Source organism: Pseudomonas asiatica (genome assembly GCF_009932335.1).
Taxonomy (GTDB): Bacteria; Pseudomonadota; Gammaproteobacteria; order Pseudomonadales; family Pseudomonadaceae; genus Aquipseudomonas; species Aquipseudomonas asiatica.
In genome coordinates this window covers 3,421,188-3,436,640 of record NZ_BLJF01000001.1, presented here as the reverse complement: position 1 = coordinate 3,436,640, position 15,453 = coordinate 3,421,188, and the positions used below count along the sequence as shown (strand labels likewise).

Sequence of the window (15,453 nt, the reverse complement as noted above, 5' to 3'; positions counted from 1 at the left end):
ATCAGGCGCTTTCGGCCAGTGGCCGCTGCCTGGGCGGTTGTTCGGCGGCCAGGCGGCTGGAAAGCACGATGGCGAAGATGATCAGTGCACCGCCCAGCAGCATGCGCAGGGTGGGGGTTTCGGCGAACACCACCCAGGCCACGGCGATGCCGTAGACCGGCTCCATGCCGAATACCACGGCGGCGGTGCGCGCCTTGATCACCGACAGGCTGGCGACGAACAGGCTGTGCGCCACGCCGGTGCAGAAGATGCCGAGCAGGGCGATCCACAGCCAGTCCATGGTAGTTACGCCGGCCAGGTCCGGCGCCGCGAACGGCAGCAGGCACAGGCCCACTACCAGGTTCTGCCACAGCGCCGCCTGCACTGCAGGCAGGCGGCCGGAGCCTGCGCGGTTGGTGAGTGACAGCAGGGAGAACAGCAGCCCCGACAGCAATGACCAGAGCAGGCCACCGGTGGCTTCACTCGCCAGGTCGAATGCCGGCGTGACCAGTACCAGGCCGATGCTGACCAGCAGTACCAGCAAAGCCTCATTGCGGCGGATGCGTTCGCGGAACAGCAGGCCCTCGAGGATCACGGTAAAGGCCGGGAAGCTGGCGAAACCGAGGGTGGCGATGGCCACGCCGGCAACCTTTACCGCGATGAAGAAGCTGACCCAGTGGCCGGCCAGCAGCACGCCACCGAGCAGCAGGCGGCGAGTGTCCTGGCCGCTCAGGCGTTGCCAGCCCGGGCCGGCCAGGCTGGCGAACAGGGCCAGGGCGAGCACGGCGAAGGCGGCGCGGCCGAAGACGATGATCGCCGGGCTGGCGCTGGCGGCCAGTTTGCCGAAGACGCCGGTGAGGCCGAAGAACAGCGCGCCGATGTGCAGGGCGCCGAGGGCGGTGCGGTGGTTCATGGGTGGTCCTTGCTCAAGATCTCTACTGGCTGTGCCGGCCTCTTCGCGGGTAAACCCGCACAGCTACTGCACCGCTTTCGAAGCCTTTGCAGTACCTGTGGGAGCGGGTTTACCCGCGAAAGGGCCGGCACAGGCCAAGTGTATAGGCTCAGGAGAATGCATTCTGTCGCAAGGCTAGTGTGGTTTGTCGCCAGACTCTCGCCGCAAAGCCAGCGGCGTACACCCGAACGCCCGCAACATCGCCGCCGAAAACGCACTTTGCGAGCTGTACCCCACCTGCGCCGCAATCTCCCCCATCGGTAGCAAGGTCTGCATCACCAGCCGTCGCGCCTTGAGCAAGCGCCGCTGGCGAATGTAGTCCATCGGCGTCATCCCGCATTCCGCAGTAAAGCGCGCATGCAGGCGGGCGCTGGACAACCCGGCGATGCGCGCCAGGTCAGCCACTTGCAGCGGGTAGGCGGCATGCCGCTCGATATGTGCGTCGAAGGCGGCATAGGGCAGACGCTGGCTGGCTGTGACGCTGGCGGCCGCCGTGGGGTTGAGGCTGGCCAGCAGCAGCGCTGCCCCTTGTCGGGCAATCAGCGGGTCGTGCATGGGGCTGGTCGCCAGCCAGTCCACCAACTGTTGCTGGCGCTCATCCAGGCCCAGGGCGGCGGGGCGGTCGAGCAGGCGGCGGCTGGCATCTGCATGTTCGCCCAGTTGCTCGCGCAACCAATGGTCCCCTGGTACATCCAGCACCAGGCAATCGCTGCCGCCATCGCTGGCGCAGGTGTGATGGGCGCCCGCCGGTACCACGATCAACCCCTGTCGATCGATCCCGGCGCCATGTCCCTGCACCTCGAAGTCCAGACGACCGCGCAGGCCGAACACCAGTTGCGGGTGTTCGTGGCTGTGGGCGATCAGGCTGTCGCGGTAATGGCGCAGCGAGAGGATCGGGCCGGCGGTCATGGGGAGAGGCGTCCTCGCAGGGCAGAGGCGCATTGTGCCTCATTCCTCGCGGTCCATCACTCGTAACGGTTTTGCCACCGATCTGTCATTCGCGCCTGCCAGTCTCCAGCAAACTGCGTCGGAGCCTGCCCATGACCCATGCCGAACTGTCACGTCCCTCGCGCAAGCAACGCGTGCGTACCCTGTGGATTTCCGATGTGCACCTGGGCACCCGCGACTGCCAGGCCGAACACCTGTCGCAGTTCCTCAAGGGCTACCAGGCCAACCGTATCTACCTGGTGGGCGATATCATCGATGGCTGGAAGCTGCGCGGTGGTATCTACTGGCCTCAAGCCCACACCAACGTGATTCGCCGCCTGTTGACCATGAGCAAGCGGGGCACCGAGGTGATCTACGTCACCGGCAACCATGACGAATTCCTGCGCCGTTACTCCAGGCTGATACTCGGCAACATCCAACTGGTGGACGAGGCCGAGCACCTTACCGCCGATGGCCGCCGCCTGCTGGTGATCCATGGCGACCAGTTCGACGTGATTACCCGTTACCACCGCTGGCTGGCGTTCCTCGGTGACCGTGCCTACGAATTCACCCTGGTGCTCAACCGCTGGCTCAACCGCTGGCGTGCCCGCTATGGATACGGCTATTGGTCGCTGTCGGCGTACCTGAAGCACAAGGTCAAAGGCGCGGTGAACTTCATCAGCGACTTCGAGGATGCCATTGCCCACGAGTGCACCCGTCGCGGTTTTCATGGGGTGGTGTGCGGGCATATCCACCATGCCGAGATTCGCCAGGTGGGGGAAGTGGAGTACCTCAATTGCGGGGATTGGGTGGAGTCGTGCACGGCGCTGATCGAGCATTGGGATGGCACGATCGAGCTGTACCGGTTGGCCGAGGCACAGGCGCGGGAGGCGCAAGCAGCGGCGGCGGTGCGCGAACCGGCGTAGGGCTTGAGGGCCCTGGGGGCCGCAAAGCAGCCCCAAAAGATCTACAGGCTGATCTTGCCCAGCAGGATATCCCTGAACATCACGAAATCCCCGATCAGGCTATACAGCGGATGGGTAAAGGTTGCAGGCCGGTTCTTTTCGAAAAAGAAATGCCCGACCCAGGCAAAGCCGTAGCCGAACACGGGCAAGGCCAGCAGCAACAACCATTTGCCACTGCCGATGGTGTAGGCCAGCAGGGCTATCACCAGGCTGGTGCCGACGAAGTGCAGGCGGCGGCAGGTGGGGTTGCTGTGCTCCCCCAGGTAGTAAGGGTAGAACTCGGCAAAACTGCGAAACTGCGCTGTGCGGTTCATGACAGTGCTCCGGGATTAACACTTCTGGACAAGATGCACGGCGTGGAGCCTGATTCGAGTCTAGAGTGACTGGCGAAGCCTATCAGTGACAATAGGCGCCAATTGAATATCCTTGGGGTTCACCGCAGGAGCGGTCAGCATAAGAAGCCTGTCATGAGCGAAAGAACCACGTCAGCCAGCTGGGCATCAGGGATCGTGAAGGCACTCGAACTGGAAGGGCTGGACTGCCGGGCCATGTTCAAGCAGCTGGGGCTGGATTTCGCTGCCCTCGACGACCCCGACGCGCGCTTCCCCCAGGACTCCATGACCCGGCTGTGGCAACTGGCGGTAGAGCTGTCGGGCAACGAGGCCATAGGCCTGAACATGGCGCGGGTGGTGCGCCCGGCATCGTTCCATGTGGTGGGTTATGCGTTGATGTCCAGCCGCACCCTGGCCGAAGGCTTCGAGCGCCTGGTGCGTTACCAGCGCATCATTGCCGAAAGCTCCGACCTCAGCTTCGTCCTCGGCCCCGAGGGCTATTCGCTGATCCTGACCGTACACGGCGACCACTTGCCACCGACCCGGCACAGCGCCGAAGCATCGCTGGCCTGTGCGCTGGCGCTGTGCAGCTGGCTGAGCGGTCGCCCGGTGCAACCGCGCCGGGTGCTGGTGCAAGGGCCGCAGCCAAAGAATATCGAACCCTACAAGGTGGCGTTCCATTCGCCGCTGGTGTTCGGTGCGCCGCACGATGCGTTGGTGTTCGAGCGCGCCGACATGGAGGCACCGCTGCCCACCGCCAATGAAGCCATGGCGATACTGCATGACCGTTTTGCCGGCGAATACCTGGCGCGTTTCTCGGAAAGCCGGGTCACCCACCGGGTGCGCCAGGTACTGTGCCGCATCCTGCCGCAGGGCGAGCCCAAGCGCGAAACCCTGGCCCAGGCCCTGCACCTGTCGCAGCGCACCTTGCAGCGGCGGCTGCAGGAGGAGGGCACCAGCTTCCAGACCCTGCTTGACGACACCCGCCGCGAACTGGCCGAACAGTACCTGGCGCAGCCGGGCATGACCCTGCTGGAAACCGCTTACCTGCTGGGTTTTGCCGACCCCAGCAATTTCTACCGTGCGTTTCGCCGCTGGTTCCATGTCACGCCCAGTGAGTACCGCGCCCGCCTGGGCGCCGAGCCGGAGGTGGTCAATGGCGCCAGAACGCCGGCATGCACAACACTAGCACGGTGATGATTTCCAATCGGCCGAGCAACATGCCGCTGGCGAGAATCCACTTGGCAGCATCCGGCAGCGTGGCGTAGTTGCCCGATGGGCCGATCACTTCACCCAGGCCCGGCCCCACACCCGAAACCGTACCCGCAGCGCCGGTCAGGGCGGTCATCCAGTCCACGCCAAGCAAAGACAGCAGCAGCGCCATGACGCAGATGGTGATGGCGAAGAAGAACGAGAAGGTCAGGATCGAACGCACGATTTCTTCGTCAAGGCGGTGGCCGTTGTACTTCTGCTTGATCACCGCACGTGGGTGGATCAGCTGATTGAGGCTGGCCTTGAGCAGGATGTAGGCGACCTGGAAGCGGAAGATCTTGATACCACCAGCCGTCGAGCCGGAGCAGCCACCGACGAAGCCCAGGTAGAAGAACAGCATCAGCGAGAAGTTGCCCCACAGGCTGTAGTCACCCAGGGCGAAGCCGGTGGTGGTGACCACCGAGGTCACGTTCAGCGCCACGTGGCGCAGGGCGTCGAGCCAGTGCAGGTTGGTGGTGGCCCAGTACCAGGTGCCGAGCACCAGCCAGGTAACCACCAGCATGCCCAGCAAACCCTGCACCTGCTGGTCGCGGATCAGTGCCTTGCGGTTGCCGCGCAGGGTCGCCACGTAAAGGGTGAAGGGCAGGCTGCCGAGGATCATCACCACCACCGCGACCCAGTGCACGGCCGGGATATCCCACTTGGCCAGCGACTGGTCGGAGGTGGAAAACCCGCCAGTGGAAATCGCCGACATGGCGTGGTTGATCGCATCGAACGGGCTCATGCCGGCCCACCAGAAGCCCAGCGCGCCCAGGATCGAGAAGCCGACGTATACCCCCACGATCGACTTGGCGACCATGTGCGAGCGCGGCATTACCTTCTCCGAACGGTCGGATGATTCGGTCTGGAACAGGCGCATGCCACCGATGCGCAGCAGCGGCAGGATCGCTACCGCCATGCCGATGAAGCCGATGCCGCCGAGCCAGTGCAGCATCGACCGCCACATCAGGATGCCCGGTGACATGTTGTCCAGCCCGCTGAGTACGGTGGCACCGGTGGCGGTGATGCCCGACATGCTCTCGAAGAAGGCGTCGGTGTAGCTGATGTGCTGGGTCAGCAGGAAAGGCAGGGCGGCGAACACGCACACCACCAGCCAGCTGCTGACGGTCAGCAGGTACATGTCGCGCGGGCGCAGGTGCACATGCTCGGGGCGACCCTGAAGCACCAGGGCCAGGCCGGCGATGAAGGTGATCAGGCTCGACCAGAGGAACGACGGCATGTCACGGGTGCGTTCGAAGATCACCAGGGTCGCCATGGGCACGGCCATGCTGACGGCGAGGGTAATCAGGAAGATGCCGATGATGAAACCAATGATCCTTAAGGTCGGCAACGCCATGTGATCTGCTCTGACTCTAAACGGAAGGGCGCCATTCTACCTATGGGTCTGGTGATGTAAACGCTAGAATGGCCGCACATTTACCTGCCAGGAGGGTAGCCGATGGAGGCTCTCGACGCATTGCTCAACCGTGTTTCCGTGCCACGCCTGACCGACCCGGCGCCCAATGCCGCCCAGCGCGAGGCGCTGTTCCAGGCCGCCCTGCGCGCCCCGGACCACGGCCAGCTGCGGCCGTGGCGCTTTCTCACCATCGAAGGCCAGGGCCGCGAGAAGCTGGGTGAGCTGTTCGCCGAAGCGCTGCAGCACAAGGGGGATGCCACCCAGGCTGCCCTGGACAAGGCCCGCGCCATGCCCCTGCGGGCGCCGTTGCTGATCGTGGTGATTGCCAAGCTGCAGGACCACTTCAAGGTGCCCAAGTCCGAGCAGCGGCTGGCGGCGGGCTGTGCCGCGCACGGCATCCTGATTGCGGCGCATGCGCAAGGTATCGGTGCGGTATGGCGCACCGGGGACATGGCTTTCGATGCCCATGTGCACAAGGGCCTGGGGCTGGCTGCGAACGAGGAGCTGATCGGTTACCTGTATGTGGGTACGCCGCTGACCGAGCCGCGCACCGCGCCGATTCTGGAAACTGCTGATTTCGTCAGTGCCTGGGGTGAATAGCGCGGCCTGGGGCTGATTGCCGTATCAAGGCATCCGGCCCTTTCGCGGGTAAACCCGCTCTCACAGGTGTGGCGCAAGTTTCAGGCCTTGCACGGTTACCTGTGGGAGCGGGTTTACCCGCGAAGAGGCCGGGAGCATTTACATCAAATCAACTGCCTGTCGCTTCAGTCACAGGCAACTCCAGCCGCGCCACGAAGCCCCCCTGTGGATGGTTCTCCAGTACCAGGCTGCCACCGTGTCGCTCCGCCGCCTTGCGTGCAATCGCCAGCCCCAGCCCATGCCCCGGCGCTTCCTGCCCCGGCGCACGGAAGAACGGTTCCCCCAACTGTGCAAGGTGCTCCGCCGCCGCCCCCGGCCCATGGTCACGCACGCTGATCAGGATACGGTCCTGCTCGCGCGCGGCGCTGACTTCGATCGGCTGGCCCTGCGGGTTGAAGCGCAGGGCATTGCGCAGCAGGTTGTCCACGGCACGCTCGATCAGCGTTGGCCAACCTTGCAAGGTCAACCCTGGCTGTGCATCCAGGCGCACGTCCTGCTCTGGTGCGCTGAGCTGGGCATCCTTGCGCACGCTGCCGAGCAGGGCGTTGAGGTCCACCGGCTCGGCATGGGCCTGTTCGGCATCGACCCGTGCCAGGGCGAGAATTTCGCTGATCAGGTCTTCCAGGCGGTCGCATTCGCGGGTCAGGCGTGGCCACAGCGCCTCACGCTGCTCAGGCTCGGCGCGCTCGGCCAAGGCCAGGGCGATACGCAGCCTGGCCAGCGGTGAGCGCAATTCATGGGACACATCGCGCAGCAACTGGCGCTGGCTGCCGATGGTGCTTTGCAGGCGAGCGCCCATCTTGTTGAAGTCCTTGGCCAGTACGCCGAATTCGTCACGCCGCGCCGCCAGCTGCGCCAGGCTGTTCTGCTGGTAGGTGGTCTGGCCCAGGTCATGCACGGCGCTACGCAGACGGCTGAGCGGGCGGGTGATGGACAGGGTCACCAGCAGGCTGAACAGGGTCAGCACCACCAGGGCAATGCCCAGCGCACTGAGCGGCCACAGCAGGCTTTCGCGGTGCCAGGCATCCAGCGCCGGGTGGGGGATGCGGTAGATCAGCAGGTACGTCTGGCCGGTGTCGGGGCTGGTGTATTCCTCGGTCAACCGGCGCCACGGCAGGCGCCGCTGGTCATTGTGCTGGCGTGCCTCGAAGGCCGCCGCACGGCGCGGGAAGGTGCCGGGCACCACGGCTTCGCCACTGTCGTCGAGCACCTGCACGTCGATCTTGTAGCGGTCCTTGCGCCGTTCCAGGAAATGCTGTGCCGAAGCCAGGCCTTCCTGTTCGTAATGCTTGGCCCACTTGCTGGCCAGGGTATTCAGGCCCGGGTGGCGGCTGAGGATCCAGGCGTCCTGGTTGAGCATGTGGCCCAGCAGGATCGACAGGCCCGCAACCAGGGTGATGGCCAGCCAGAAACTGGCCAGGATGCGCCAGAACAGTGAACGCAAGTGCACCTCCTGCAAACAAGAAAAGCCCGGCTCGCACTGAGGCGGGCCGGGCATCGGGCGGACAGCTTACTGGGCCTTGTTGCCTTTTTCAGCTTTCCAGGCCTGGAACTCCTGCCACTCGGCTTTCTGTGCGGCGCGTTCCTTCTGCAGTTCGTCGAACTTCTTCTGCTGCTCAGGCTTGAGCAGGGCGCGGACCGCGCTGTCGGTCTTGTCGCGGTTGGCCTGCAGTTCGTCCTTCATCGCCTTCTGGTCGGCGGCCGGCAGTTTGGACAGGTAGCGCTCGGTAATGTCGCGGCGCTGTTTCATCTGCTCGCCCATCAGCTTGCCGATCTGCTGGCGCTGGTCACGGCTCAGGTCCAGCTGGTGGAAAGGCGCATCACCGCGATGATGTGGGCCGTCGTGGCGCATGCCGCCTTCAGGCATGGCCATGGCCACGGTCGGCAGGGCGGCGGCGAACATCAGGGCGATAAGGGTCTTGCGCATGGTGTCTCTCCTTTCATGGGCCGGTGGTTACCGGATGAGCACAGTCTAGGGAGATCACCGTCAAGCGCGGTCAGCGGATGGTAAAGGCTCGGTAAAGATGTTCAGAGGCAGTAGTAATAGCCACGGCTGCGCAGGGCGACGATGCGTGGCCGGCCATCGGCGTGGGGGCCGATCTTCTTGCGCAGGTTACTGACGTGCATGTCCAGGCTGCGGTCGTACAGGGTCAGCTTGCGGCCCAGGCTGATCTGCGCCAGTTCCTGCTTGTCCAGCGGCTCGCCGGGTTGGCGCAGCAGCGCTTCCAGAATGCGGCTTTCGGACAGGGTCAGGGTCATTTCACGGCCATCGATGCTGGCCACGCCACGGGCAGGGCTGTAGACCAGGTCGCCCAGCTCCACCTGGCTGGTGGTGGCGGTGGGGTGGCTGCGGCGCAGCACGGCACGCAGGCGAGCGGTGAGTTCACGCGGGTCGCAAGGTTTGGCCAGGTAGTCGTCGGCGCCCAGTTCCAGGCCGAGAATGCGGTCCAGCGGCTCGCCGCGGGCCGAGAGCATCAGTACCGGCAGTTCGGCATGCTCGCTGCGCAACTGCTTGAGCAGTTCCAGGCCACTGCCGTCGGGCAGCATCACGTCCAGCACCACGGCCGCCGGGGCATGCGTGGCCAAGGCCTGGCGTGCGCTCTGGCCATCGTGGCAGGCGCGCACGGTAAACCCTTCCTGGGTCAGCCAGCTGCCGAGCAGCTCGCACAGCTCCTGGTCATCATCTATCAGTAACAGCTCGCTCATGACTCACTCAATTCAACCATTGACGGCGGCTATTCGGCCCGCCAGTGGCAAAGATACCGCAGACTGATGGCAACAGTATAACTGCTGGTACCGCGTGGCCTTCTTCGCGGGTAAACCCGCTCCTACAGGAGCAGTGCAAGCTTGAAGCCTGCGCCGTCTCTGTGGGAGCGGGTTTATCCGCGAAGAAGCCCACGCGGTCTCAGATCAAGGCAGCACTTGCTTGAACGGCTTGACCACCACCTTGTCGTACACGCCCGCGGCAATGTAGGGGTCGGCATCGGCCCAGGCTTGCGCCGCGGCGAGGGAGTCGAACTCGGCAACGATCAGGCTACCGCTGAAACCCGCTTCGCCAGGGTCGTTGCTGTCGATGGCCGGGTGCGGGCCGGCCAGTACCACGCGGCCCTCGGCCTTCAGCTGCTGCAGGCGTTCGATGTGCGCCGGGCGGGCAGCCAGGCGCTTTTCCAGGGAGTTTGCGACGTCGCTGGCGATGATGGCGTAGAGCATGTCAATCCTTGGGTTTGGAGGTAGAAGGGTCGTCGTGCAGGTGGCGCGACAGGTACACGCCCTGCGCTACCAGGAACATCACGGTCATGCCCAGGCTGCCGAACACCTTGAAGTCGACCCAGAAGTCCTGGAAGGTGAAGGCGACGAACAGGTTGGCCGCGCCACAGAACAGGAAGAAGCCGATCCAGGCCAGGTTCAGGCGGGTCCAGATGGCATCGGGCAGGCTCAGGGCGTGGCCCATGATGCGCTTGATCAGCACCCGGTCGCCGATGAAGTGGCTGCCGGCGAAGCCCAGGGCGAACAGCCAGTTCACCACCGGTGCCTTCCACTTGAGGAAGGTTTCGCTGTGGAAGGTCAGGGTCAGGCCGCCGAACACCAGGCAGGCCACCAGGGTGAGCCACTGGCCCTTTTCCAGCTTGCGCTGGCGCAGGAACAGCGCGCCGTAGACCACCAGCGAGCTGATGATCAGCATGGCCGTGGCGCTGTAGATGCCGCCGAATTCGAAGCTGTGGCCGGCGACTTCCATGGGGCGCGGGTCGAGCTTGTAGACGATGAAGAACAGCAGCAGCGGGATGAAATCGATGAATTGTTTCACAATGGCAGCCAGAATCGGGATGTGACGGCATAATAACAAACATCGATTCCAGCGAAAGCGCTCCTCCATGAATGTTGATCTGCACTGTCACAGCACGGCCTCCGACGGCGCCCTGTCGCCTTCGACACTGGTCGCCCGGGCCCATGAGCATGGGGTGCAAACGCTGGCACTGACCGACCATGACACCATCGAAGGCCTGCCCGAGGCGCGCCAGGCGTGCCGCGACAAGGGCATGCACTGGGTCAGCGGGGTGGAGCTGTCGTGCACCTGGGGTGGCGCGACCATCCATGTGCTGGGCTATGACTTCCCGCTCGACGCACCGCCCCTGCTGGCGGCGATCGAAGCGCTGCACCGTGGCCGCTGGCTGCGCGCCGAAGAAATCGACAAACGGCTGGCGGCCAAGGGCATGCCCGATACCCTCGACGGTGCTCGCGCCGTGCAGCACGAACTGGGCGATAGCGGCAACGCCCCGGCGCGCCCGCATTTTGCCGAGTACCTGGTGCGTGCCGGGCACGTCAAGGATCGCGGCGAGGCGTTTCGCAAATGGCTGGGCGCCGGCAAGCTGGGGGACGTCAAGCAGCACTGGCCGACCCTTGATGAAACCGTCGCGACCCTGCGCCAGTCCAACGCTTGGGTGAGCCTGGCGCATCCCATGCACTACGATCTGACCCGCAGCAAGCGCAGAAGGCTGATTGCCGACTATATTCAGGCAGGCGGGCAGGCGCTTGAAGTGGTCAACGGGATGATGCCTGCCGAGCAGGTGGGCACCATGTCCATCCTCACCCGTGAGTTCGGCCTGCTGGCAAGCGCTGGCAGTGACTTCCACGGCCCCGGCACCTGGGGCGAGATCGGTGCCTACCGGCCTTTGCCCGAGGACCTGCCACCTCTGTGGCGCCGATTCAGCCATGAACAGCCTTTGGCGGTATGAACAGGACGACTACGTGAGCCAATTTTTCCAGATTCATCCGGAGAACCCGCAGCAGCGCCTGATCAAGCAGGCCGTCGAGATTATCCGCAAGGGCGGTGTGGTGGTGTACCCGACGGATTCGGCCTATGCACTGGGTTGCCAGATGGGTGACAAGGCGGCCATCGAACGGGTGCGGCGCCTGCGCGGGCTGGACAAGACGCACAACTTCACCCTGATGTGCTGCGACATGTCGCAGTTGGGGTTGTACGCCAAGGTCGATACCGGCACCTTCCGGCTGCTCAAGGCACATGTGCCGGGGCCTTACACGTTCATCCTCAACGGCACGCGCGAAGTGCCGCGCCTGCTGTTGCACGATAAGCGGCGCACCATCGGGCTACGGGTGCCGGCCCATGCCATTACCCTGGCCCTGCTGGCCGAACTGGGCGAGCCGTTGATGAGTGTGAGCCTGATCCTGCCAGGCGACTTCGAGCCGATGACCGACCCTTACGAGATCCGCGAGCGCCTGGAGCACCATGTCGACCTTGTGATCGACGGCGGTTTCGGTGACCTCAAGGCATCGACCATCATCGACCTGTCCGGTGATGAACCGGAACTGGTCCGTGAAGGCTGCGGCGACCCCACGCCGTTCCTGGTCAACGCGTGAGCCAGGTGGAAACGCCCGAGGCACCGGCCGAACAGGCCGAAACGCCTCGGCAGCTGCAGTTGGCACTGGTCTATGGCGAAGCCCTGACCGAACTGCCACTGGACCTGTACATCCCGCCGGACGCTCTGGAAGTCATCCTCGAAGCCTTCGAAGGCCCGCTGGACCTGTTGCTGTACCTGATCCGCAAGCAGAACATCGACATCCTCGACATTCCGGTGGCGGAAATCACCCGCCAGTACATGGGCTACGTGGAGCTGATGAAGAGCGTGCGCCTGGAGCTGGCCGCCGAATACCTGGTGATGGCTGCCATGCTCGCCGAGATCAAGTCGCGCATGTTGCTGCCGCGCTCGGCCGAGGTCGAGGAGGAGGAGGGTGACCCGCGCGCCGAACTGATTCGCCGGCTGCAGGAGTACGAGCGCTTCAAGGCTGCCGCCGAAGGTATCGATGAATTGCCACGGGTCGGCCGCGAGGTGGTGGTGCCGCGCCTGGAGGCGCCGCAGGCCAAGGTGCGCAAGCTGCTGCCCCAGGTCAGTCTGGAAGAGCTGCTGGTGTCGATGGCCGAGGTGATGCGCCGCAACGACCTGTTCGAAAGCCATCAGATCACCCGCGAGACCTTGTCCACCCGCGAACGCATGAGCCAGGTGCTGGAACGCCTGAAGGGTGGCGGTTTCGTGCCGTTCGTCGAGCTGTTCGCCGCCGAGGAGGGCAAGCTGGGCGTAGTGGTGACGTTCATGGCGATTCTCGAGCTGGTGAAGGAATCGCTGATCGAACTGGTGCAGAATGAACCCTTCGCCGCCATCCACGTGCGGCTTCGCCCGGCGCTTGTTGAAGACCCTGATGAACCTGAATGAACCCCGCGACCTGGCGTCGCTGATCGAGGCTTTCCTGCTGGCTTCGGGCAAGCCGCAATCCCTGGAGCGCCTGTACGAACTGTTCGAGGAAGCCGAGCGACCGGAGCCCAAGGTCTTCAGGCAGGCGCTGGAGCTGCTGGGCAAATCGTGCAACGGCCGCGCCTTTGAGCTCAAGGAGGTGGCCAGCGGTTACCGCCTGCAGATTCGCGAGGACTTTGCGCCGTGGGTCGGGCGCCTGTGGGAAGAACGCCCGCAGCGCTACTCGCGCGCGCTGCTGGAAACCCTGGCCCTGATCGCCTACCGCCAGCCCATCACCCGTGGCGAAATCGAGGATGTGCGCGGCGTGGCGGTGAACAGCAACATCATCAAGACCCTGATGGAGCGCGAGTGGATCCGCGTGGTCGGCTACCGCGAAGTGCCCGGGCGGCCGGCGATGTTCGCCACCACCAAGGCGTTTCTCGACCATTTCAACCTCAAGAGCTTGGACGAGCTGCCGGCCCTGGCCGAGCTGCGGGAGATGGAGCCCGAGCCGCTGCTCGACCCGGATGATGCGCCAGTGCCGGCGCACCTGCAGGCATTGGCGGATGCCAGCCTTGGGGAAGAGCAAGAGGTTGTCGAGCCGAAGGAGGAGACCAGCTTCCGTAGCCTGCTGGTGGAGCTGGATGCCATGGAAGAGGGGCTGAAGACCGATTTCGATGATTTGCGCGAGGAAGAGCCTGAGGCCTCGGTGGAAGAAGAGGGCAAGTCACTGCCCTGATTCCTTTGTTGCCTGTACCGGCCCTTTCGCGGGCGTGCCCGCGAAAGGGCCGGCCATGCCAATACATAACCATTAGGCAGAAACCCCTCGCAAAGCCCACAAAACCCTCTACCCTCCAGTGCGTTCCCACGCCGAACCGCGTATGATGCGCGGCCTTTTGGCGCGTTCGTCGCCAGAACCCTTATTTCATTCCTACACCGGGAGGTGCCCAGATGAGTGAGCAAGACCTGCAAGATACCGAGATCACCCCTCCATCCGGCGAAAAGCTGCAGAAAGTGCTGGCGCGCATTGGCGTTGGCTCGCGCCGTGACGTCGAGGCCTGGATCAGCCAGGGCCGCATCAAGGTCAACGGCGTCGAGGCCACCCTCGGCCAGCGCGTCGACCTGCACGACGCCATTGCCGTGGATGGCAAGCTGATCAAGCGCGAAGAGGCCGCCGAGGCCACCCGCCGGGTGATCATGTACAACAAGCCCGATGGCGAAATCTGCACCCGTGACGACCCGGAGGGCCGCCCGACTGTGTTCGACCGCCTGCCACGTCCGAAAGAAGGCCGCTGGATCAACATCGGCCGCCTCGATATCAACACCACCGGCCTGCTGCTGTTCACCACCGACGGTGAACTGGCCAACCGCCTGATGCACCCGTCCTACGAGATGGACCGTGAGTACGCGGTACGTGTGCGTGGTGAGGTCGACGACGAGATGATCGAGCGCCTGAAGGCCGGCGTGATGCTGGAAGATGGCCCGGCCAAGTTCACCGACATCCAGAAGGCACCCGGTGGCGAAGGCTTCAACCACTGGTACCACTGCGTGGTGATGGAAGGCCGTAACCGTGAAGTGCGTCGCCTGTGGGAGTCCCAGGGCATGGTGGTCAGCCGCCTGAAGCGCGTGCGTTTCGGCCCGGTGTTCCTCAACTCCGACCTGCCGATGGGCCGCTGGCGTGAAATGACCCAGGGCGAAATCGACATCCTCGCTGCTGAAGTGGGCCTGCAGCCGGTGGCGCTGCCAGCCATGAAGCTCAAGGCCAAGGACAAGATGGAGCGCCTGCAGCGCAAATCGACCCGCCCGCTGGGCCGTGGCGAGCGCGTGCGCAGCCTGCGCCCGGCCCACGAAGGTGCTGCTGCCGGCGAACGCCCGGCGCGCCAGGCGCGTGAAGAGGCCCCGCGCAAGACCGGCCGTGGCAGCACCGTGGCCGAACGCCCGAGCGAGATGCGCAAGCGTCCGGCCAAGCCTGAAGGTGACAAGCCGGCAGGGCGTGGCCGCGGCAAACCGCGTGGCTGATTGGCCTTTGCGTTGAAATAGAACCAGCCTTCGGGCTGGTTTTTTTATGGCTGTGAGAATTTGCGGCTGCTGCGCAGCCCATCGCGACACAAGGCCGCTCCTACAGGGCCGCGCAATATTTGAAATTGACGCGGTCCATGTAGGAGCGGCCTTGTGTCGCGATGGGCCGCAAAGCGGCCCCAAGATATTGAACAAAAAGAATTTTCGGACGACTGGCAAGTTCCCGAACCACCCTGTAAAGAAAATTGTACGAATGTAGTCGGTTTCAGCCCGGATTTCAGATTAGGTCGAATCGTGTAAACAAACCTTGCCGCCGACTCCCCATCAAAACAGCCAGCCAAGCCCCGCCCACCCTTGCCCAAAGCCCCGCCCCACGGTGTTATAGCCGCCATTGCCGTGTGCAAAAGCCTGTCCACAGAGCCAGGCTGACAAAACAACAAATGGAGGCGCCATGTACGCCGATCACTTCGCCTTTCAAGGCCCACACCACAGGATCGCTGCGTTTTTTCCCGAGGAAACGATGCAACGCGTTGACGCCTGCGCGTTTGCAGGGGTATACAGTGCGCCGCGTTTTACCTGTGACTCCTTTGCGTACCGCGCACTCTTGATCACGCCTGGTTGACCCGCTCCGGCGGCCCCTGAGGTCAGGAAACCCAAGGTAACCACCTTGCCCATTCCGCTGCGCCACGAGCGCGGTGGGTCCGATTCCGTCACAGATAAAAACAAT

The 15,453-nt window shown here is 64.2% G+C and carries 17 protein-coding genes; 8 read left to right on the top strand and 9 right to left on the bottom strand.

All coding sequences use genetic code 11. The features are described 5' to 3' along the window. Position 1: 1 nt before the first annotated feature. Entirely contained in the window at positions 2-892 is an 891-nt protein-coding gene (locus GYA95_RS15985; protein WP_015271289.1) for a DMT family transporter, read from the bottom strand. A 174-nt stretch (positions 893-1,066) separates the two neighbouring features. Beyond that, on the bottom strand, positions 1,067-1,840 hold the full coding sequence (locus tag GYA95_RS15980; protein WP_015271288.1) for a helix-turn-helix transcriptional regulator: 774 nt from the start codon (positions 1,838-1,840) through the stop codon (positions 1,067-1,069). A gap of 131 nt (positions 1,841-1,971) precedes the next feature. Between GYA95_RS15980 and GYA95_RS15975 the strand changes: the two genes are divergently transcribed. Continuing rightward, positions 1,972-2,784: a UDP-2,3-diacylglucosamine diphosphatase gene (locus GYA95_RS15975; protein WP_015271287.1), complete on the top strand. Its 813-nt coding sequence runs from the start codon at positions 1,972-1,974 to the stop codon at positions 2,782-2,784. Between the two features lie 41 nt (positions 2,785-2,825). On the opposite strand, the gene GYA95_RS15970 is transcribed toward GYA95_RS15975, so the two are convergent. Continuing rightward, positions 2,826-3,137, bottom strand: a complete 312-nt coding sequence (locus GYA95_RS15970; protein WP_015271286.1) for a DUF962 domain-containing protein — start codon at positions 3,135-3,137, stop codon at positions 2,826-2,828. Positions 3,138-3,290: 153 nt separating this feature from the next. Between GYA95_RS15970 and GYA95_RS15965 the strand changes: the two genes are divergently transcribed. Continuing rightward, a complete protein-coding gene (locus GYA95_RS15965) occupies positions 3,291-4,352 on the top strand; it encodes an AraC family transcriptional regulator (protein ID WP_015271285.1) in 1,062 nt (353 codons plus the stop codon). On the opposite strand, the gene GYA95_RS15960 is transcribed toward GYA95_RS15965, so the two are convergent. Further along, on the bottom strand, positions 4,309-5,763 hold the full coding sequence (locus GYA95_RS15960) for a TrkH family potassium uptake protein (RefSeq protein ID WP_013973677.1): 1,455 nt from the start codon (positions 5,761-5,763) through the stop codon (positions 4,309-4,311). The two genes, GYA95_RS15965 and GYA95_RS15960, sit on opposite strands and share 44 nt — an antisense overlap. 102 nt (positions 5,764-5,865) lie before the next feature. Between GYA95_RS15960 and GYA95_RS15955 the strand changes: the two genes are divergently transcribed. Beyond that, positions 5,866-6,423 carry a nitroreductase family protein gene (locus tag GYA95_RS15955; RefSeq protein WP_013973676.1) on the top strand — a complete coding sequence of 186 codons (558 nt, stop codon included), beginning with the start codon at positions 5,866-5,868 and terminating at the stop codon, positions 6,421-6,423. Between the two features lie 148 nt (positions 6,424-6,571). Here the strand turns inward: GYA95_RS15955 and GYA95_RS15950 are convergent, their stop codons facing one another. From GYA95_RS15950 to GYA95_RS15930, 5 genes are all read right to left on the bottom strand, one after another. After that, on the bottom strand, positions 6,572-7,912 hold the full coding sequence (locus tag GYA95_RS15950) for a sensor histidine kinase (RefSeq protein ID WP_015271284.1): 1,341 nt from the start codon (positions 7,910-7,912) through the stop codon (positions 6,572-6,574). A 60-nt stretch (positions 7,913-7,972) separates the two neighbouring features. Further along, a complete protein-coding gene (locus GYA95_RS15945; RefSeq protein ID WP_013973674.1) occupies positions 7,973-8,389 on the bottom strand; it encodes a Spy/CpxP family protein refolding chaperone in 417 nt (138 codons plus the stop codon). A 101-nt stretch (positions 8,390-8,490) separates the two neighbouring features. Continuing rightward, positions 8,491-9,168 carry a response regulator transcription factor gene (locus GYA95_RS15940; RefSeq protein ID WP_013973673.1) on the bottom strand — a complete coding sequence of 226 codons (678 nt, stop codon included), beginning with the start codon at positions 9,166-9,168 and terminating at the stop codon, positions 8,491-8,493. Positions 9,169-9,372: 204 nt separating this feature from the next. Further along, positions 9,373-9,672, bottom strand: a complete 300-nt coding sequence (locus GYA95_RS15935; protein ID WP_015271283.1) for a YciI family protein — start codon at positions 9,670-9,672, stop codon at positions 9,373-9,375. Between the two features lies 1 nt (position 9,673). Then, the gene (locus GYA95_RS15930; RefSeq protein ID WP_003259096.1) at positions 9,674-10,267 is read right to left on the bottom strand and encodes a septation protein A; all 594 of its coding nucleotides are present in this window, start codon (positions 10,265-10,267) and stop codon (positions 9,674-9,676) included. Positions 10,268-10,334: 67 nt separating this feature from the next. Here GYA95_RS15930 and GYA95_RS15925 point away from each other — a divergent pair, with 67 nt between their 5' ends. The 5 genes from GYA95_RS15925 to rluB all read left to right on the top strand — a co-directional run bounded on the left by GYA95_RS15925 (position 10,335) and on the right by rluB (position 14,726). Beyond that, entirely contained in the window at positions 10,335-11,195 is an 861-nt protein-coding gene (locus tag GYA95_RS15925; protein WP_015271282.1) for a PHP domain-containing protein, read from the top strand. 13 nt (positions 11,196-11,208) lie between these two features. After that, a complete protein-coding gene (locus GYA95_RS15920) occupies positions 11,209-11,838 on the top strand; it encodes an L-threonylcarbamoyladenylate synthase (protein ID WP_015271281.1) in 630 nt (209 codons plus the stop codon). Between the two features lie 125 nt (positions 11,839-11,963). Beyond that, positions 11,964-12,689, top strand: a complete 726-nt coding sequence (locus GYA95_RS15915) for a segregation and condensation protein A (protein ID WP_161551480.1) — start codon at positions 11,964-11,966, stop codon at positions 12,687-12,689. After that, the gene (scpB, locus tag GYA95_RS15910; RefSeq protein WP_015271279.1) at positions 12,676-13,446 is read left to right on the top strand and encodes an SMC-Scp complex subunit ScpB; all 771 of its coding nucleotides are present in this window, start codon (positions 12,676-12,678) and stop codon (positions 13,444-13,446) included. Before GYA95_RS15915 ends, scpB begins: the two co-directional genes overlap by 14 nt. Positions 13,447-13,658: 212 nt before the next feature. After that, positions 13,659-14,726, top strand: coding sequence for a 23S rRNA pseudouridine(2605) synthase RluB (rluB, locus tag GYA95_RS15905; protein WP_013973666.1), 1,068 nt, complete (start codon positions 13,659-13,661; stop codon positions 14,724-14,726). Positions 14,727-15,453 lie beyond the last annotated feature (727 nt).

Bases quoted from the DNA above. Each gene is read 5' to 3' on its own strand.
- GYA95_RS15985 (WP_015271289.1), bottom strand. From the start codon at position 892: ATGAACCACCGCACCGCCCTCGGCGCCCTGCACATCGGCGCGCTGTTC.
- GYA95_RS15980 (WP_015271288.1), bottom strand. From the start codon at position 1,840: ATGACCGCCGGCCCGATCCTCTCGCTGCGCCATTACCGCGACAGCCTG.
- GYA95_RS15975 (WP_015271287.1), top strand. From the start codon at position 1,972: ATGACCCATGCCGAACTGTCACGTCCCTCGCGCAAGCAACGCGTGCGT.
- GYA95_RS15970 (WP_015271286.1), bottom strand. From the start codon at position 3,137: ATGAACCGCACAGCGCAGTTTCGCAGTTTTGCCGAGTTCTACCCTTAC.
- GYA95_RS15965 (WP_015271285.1), top strand. From the start codon at position 3,291: ATGAGCGAAAGAACCACGTCAGCCAGCTGGGCATCAGGGATCGTGAAG.
- GYA95_RS15960 (WP_013973677.1), bottom strand. From the start codon at position 5,763: ATGGCGTTGCCGACCTTAAGGATCATTGGTTTCATCATCGGCATCTTC.
- GYA95_RS15955 (WP_013973676.1), top strand. From the start codon at position 5,866: ATGGAGGCTCTCGACGCATTGCTCAACCGTGTTTCCGTGCCACGCCTG.
- GYA95_RS15945 (WP_013973674.1), bottom strand. From the start codon at position 8,389: ATGCGCAAGACCCTTATCGCCCTGATGTTCGCCGCCGCCCTGCCGACC.
- GYA95_RS15940 (WP_013973673.1), bottom strand. From the start codon at position 9,168: ATGAGCGAGCTGTTACTGATAGATGATGACCAGGAGCTGTGCGAGCTG.
- GYA95_RS15935 (WP_015271283.1), bottom strand. From the start codon at position 9,672: ATGCTCTACGCCATCATCGCCAGCGACGTCGCAAACTCCCTGGAAAAG.
- GYA95_RS15925 (WP_015271282.1), top strand. From the start codon at position 10,335: ATGAATGTTGATCTGCACTGTCACAGCACGGCCTCCGACGGCGCCCTG.
- scpB (WP_015271279.1), top strand. From the start codon at position 12,676: ATGAACCTGAATGAACCCCGCGACCTGGCGTCGCTGATCGAGGCTTTC.
- rluB (WP_013973666.1), top strand. From the start codon at position 13,659: ATGAGTGAGCAAGACCTGCAAGATACCGAGATCACCCCTCCATCCGGC.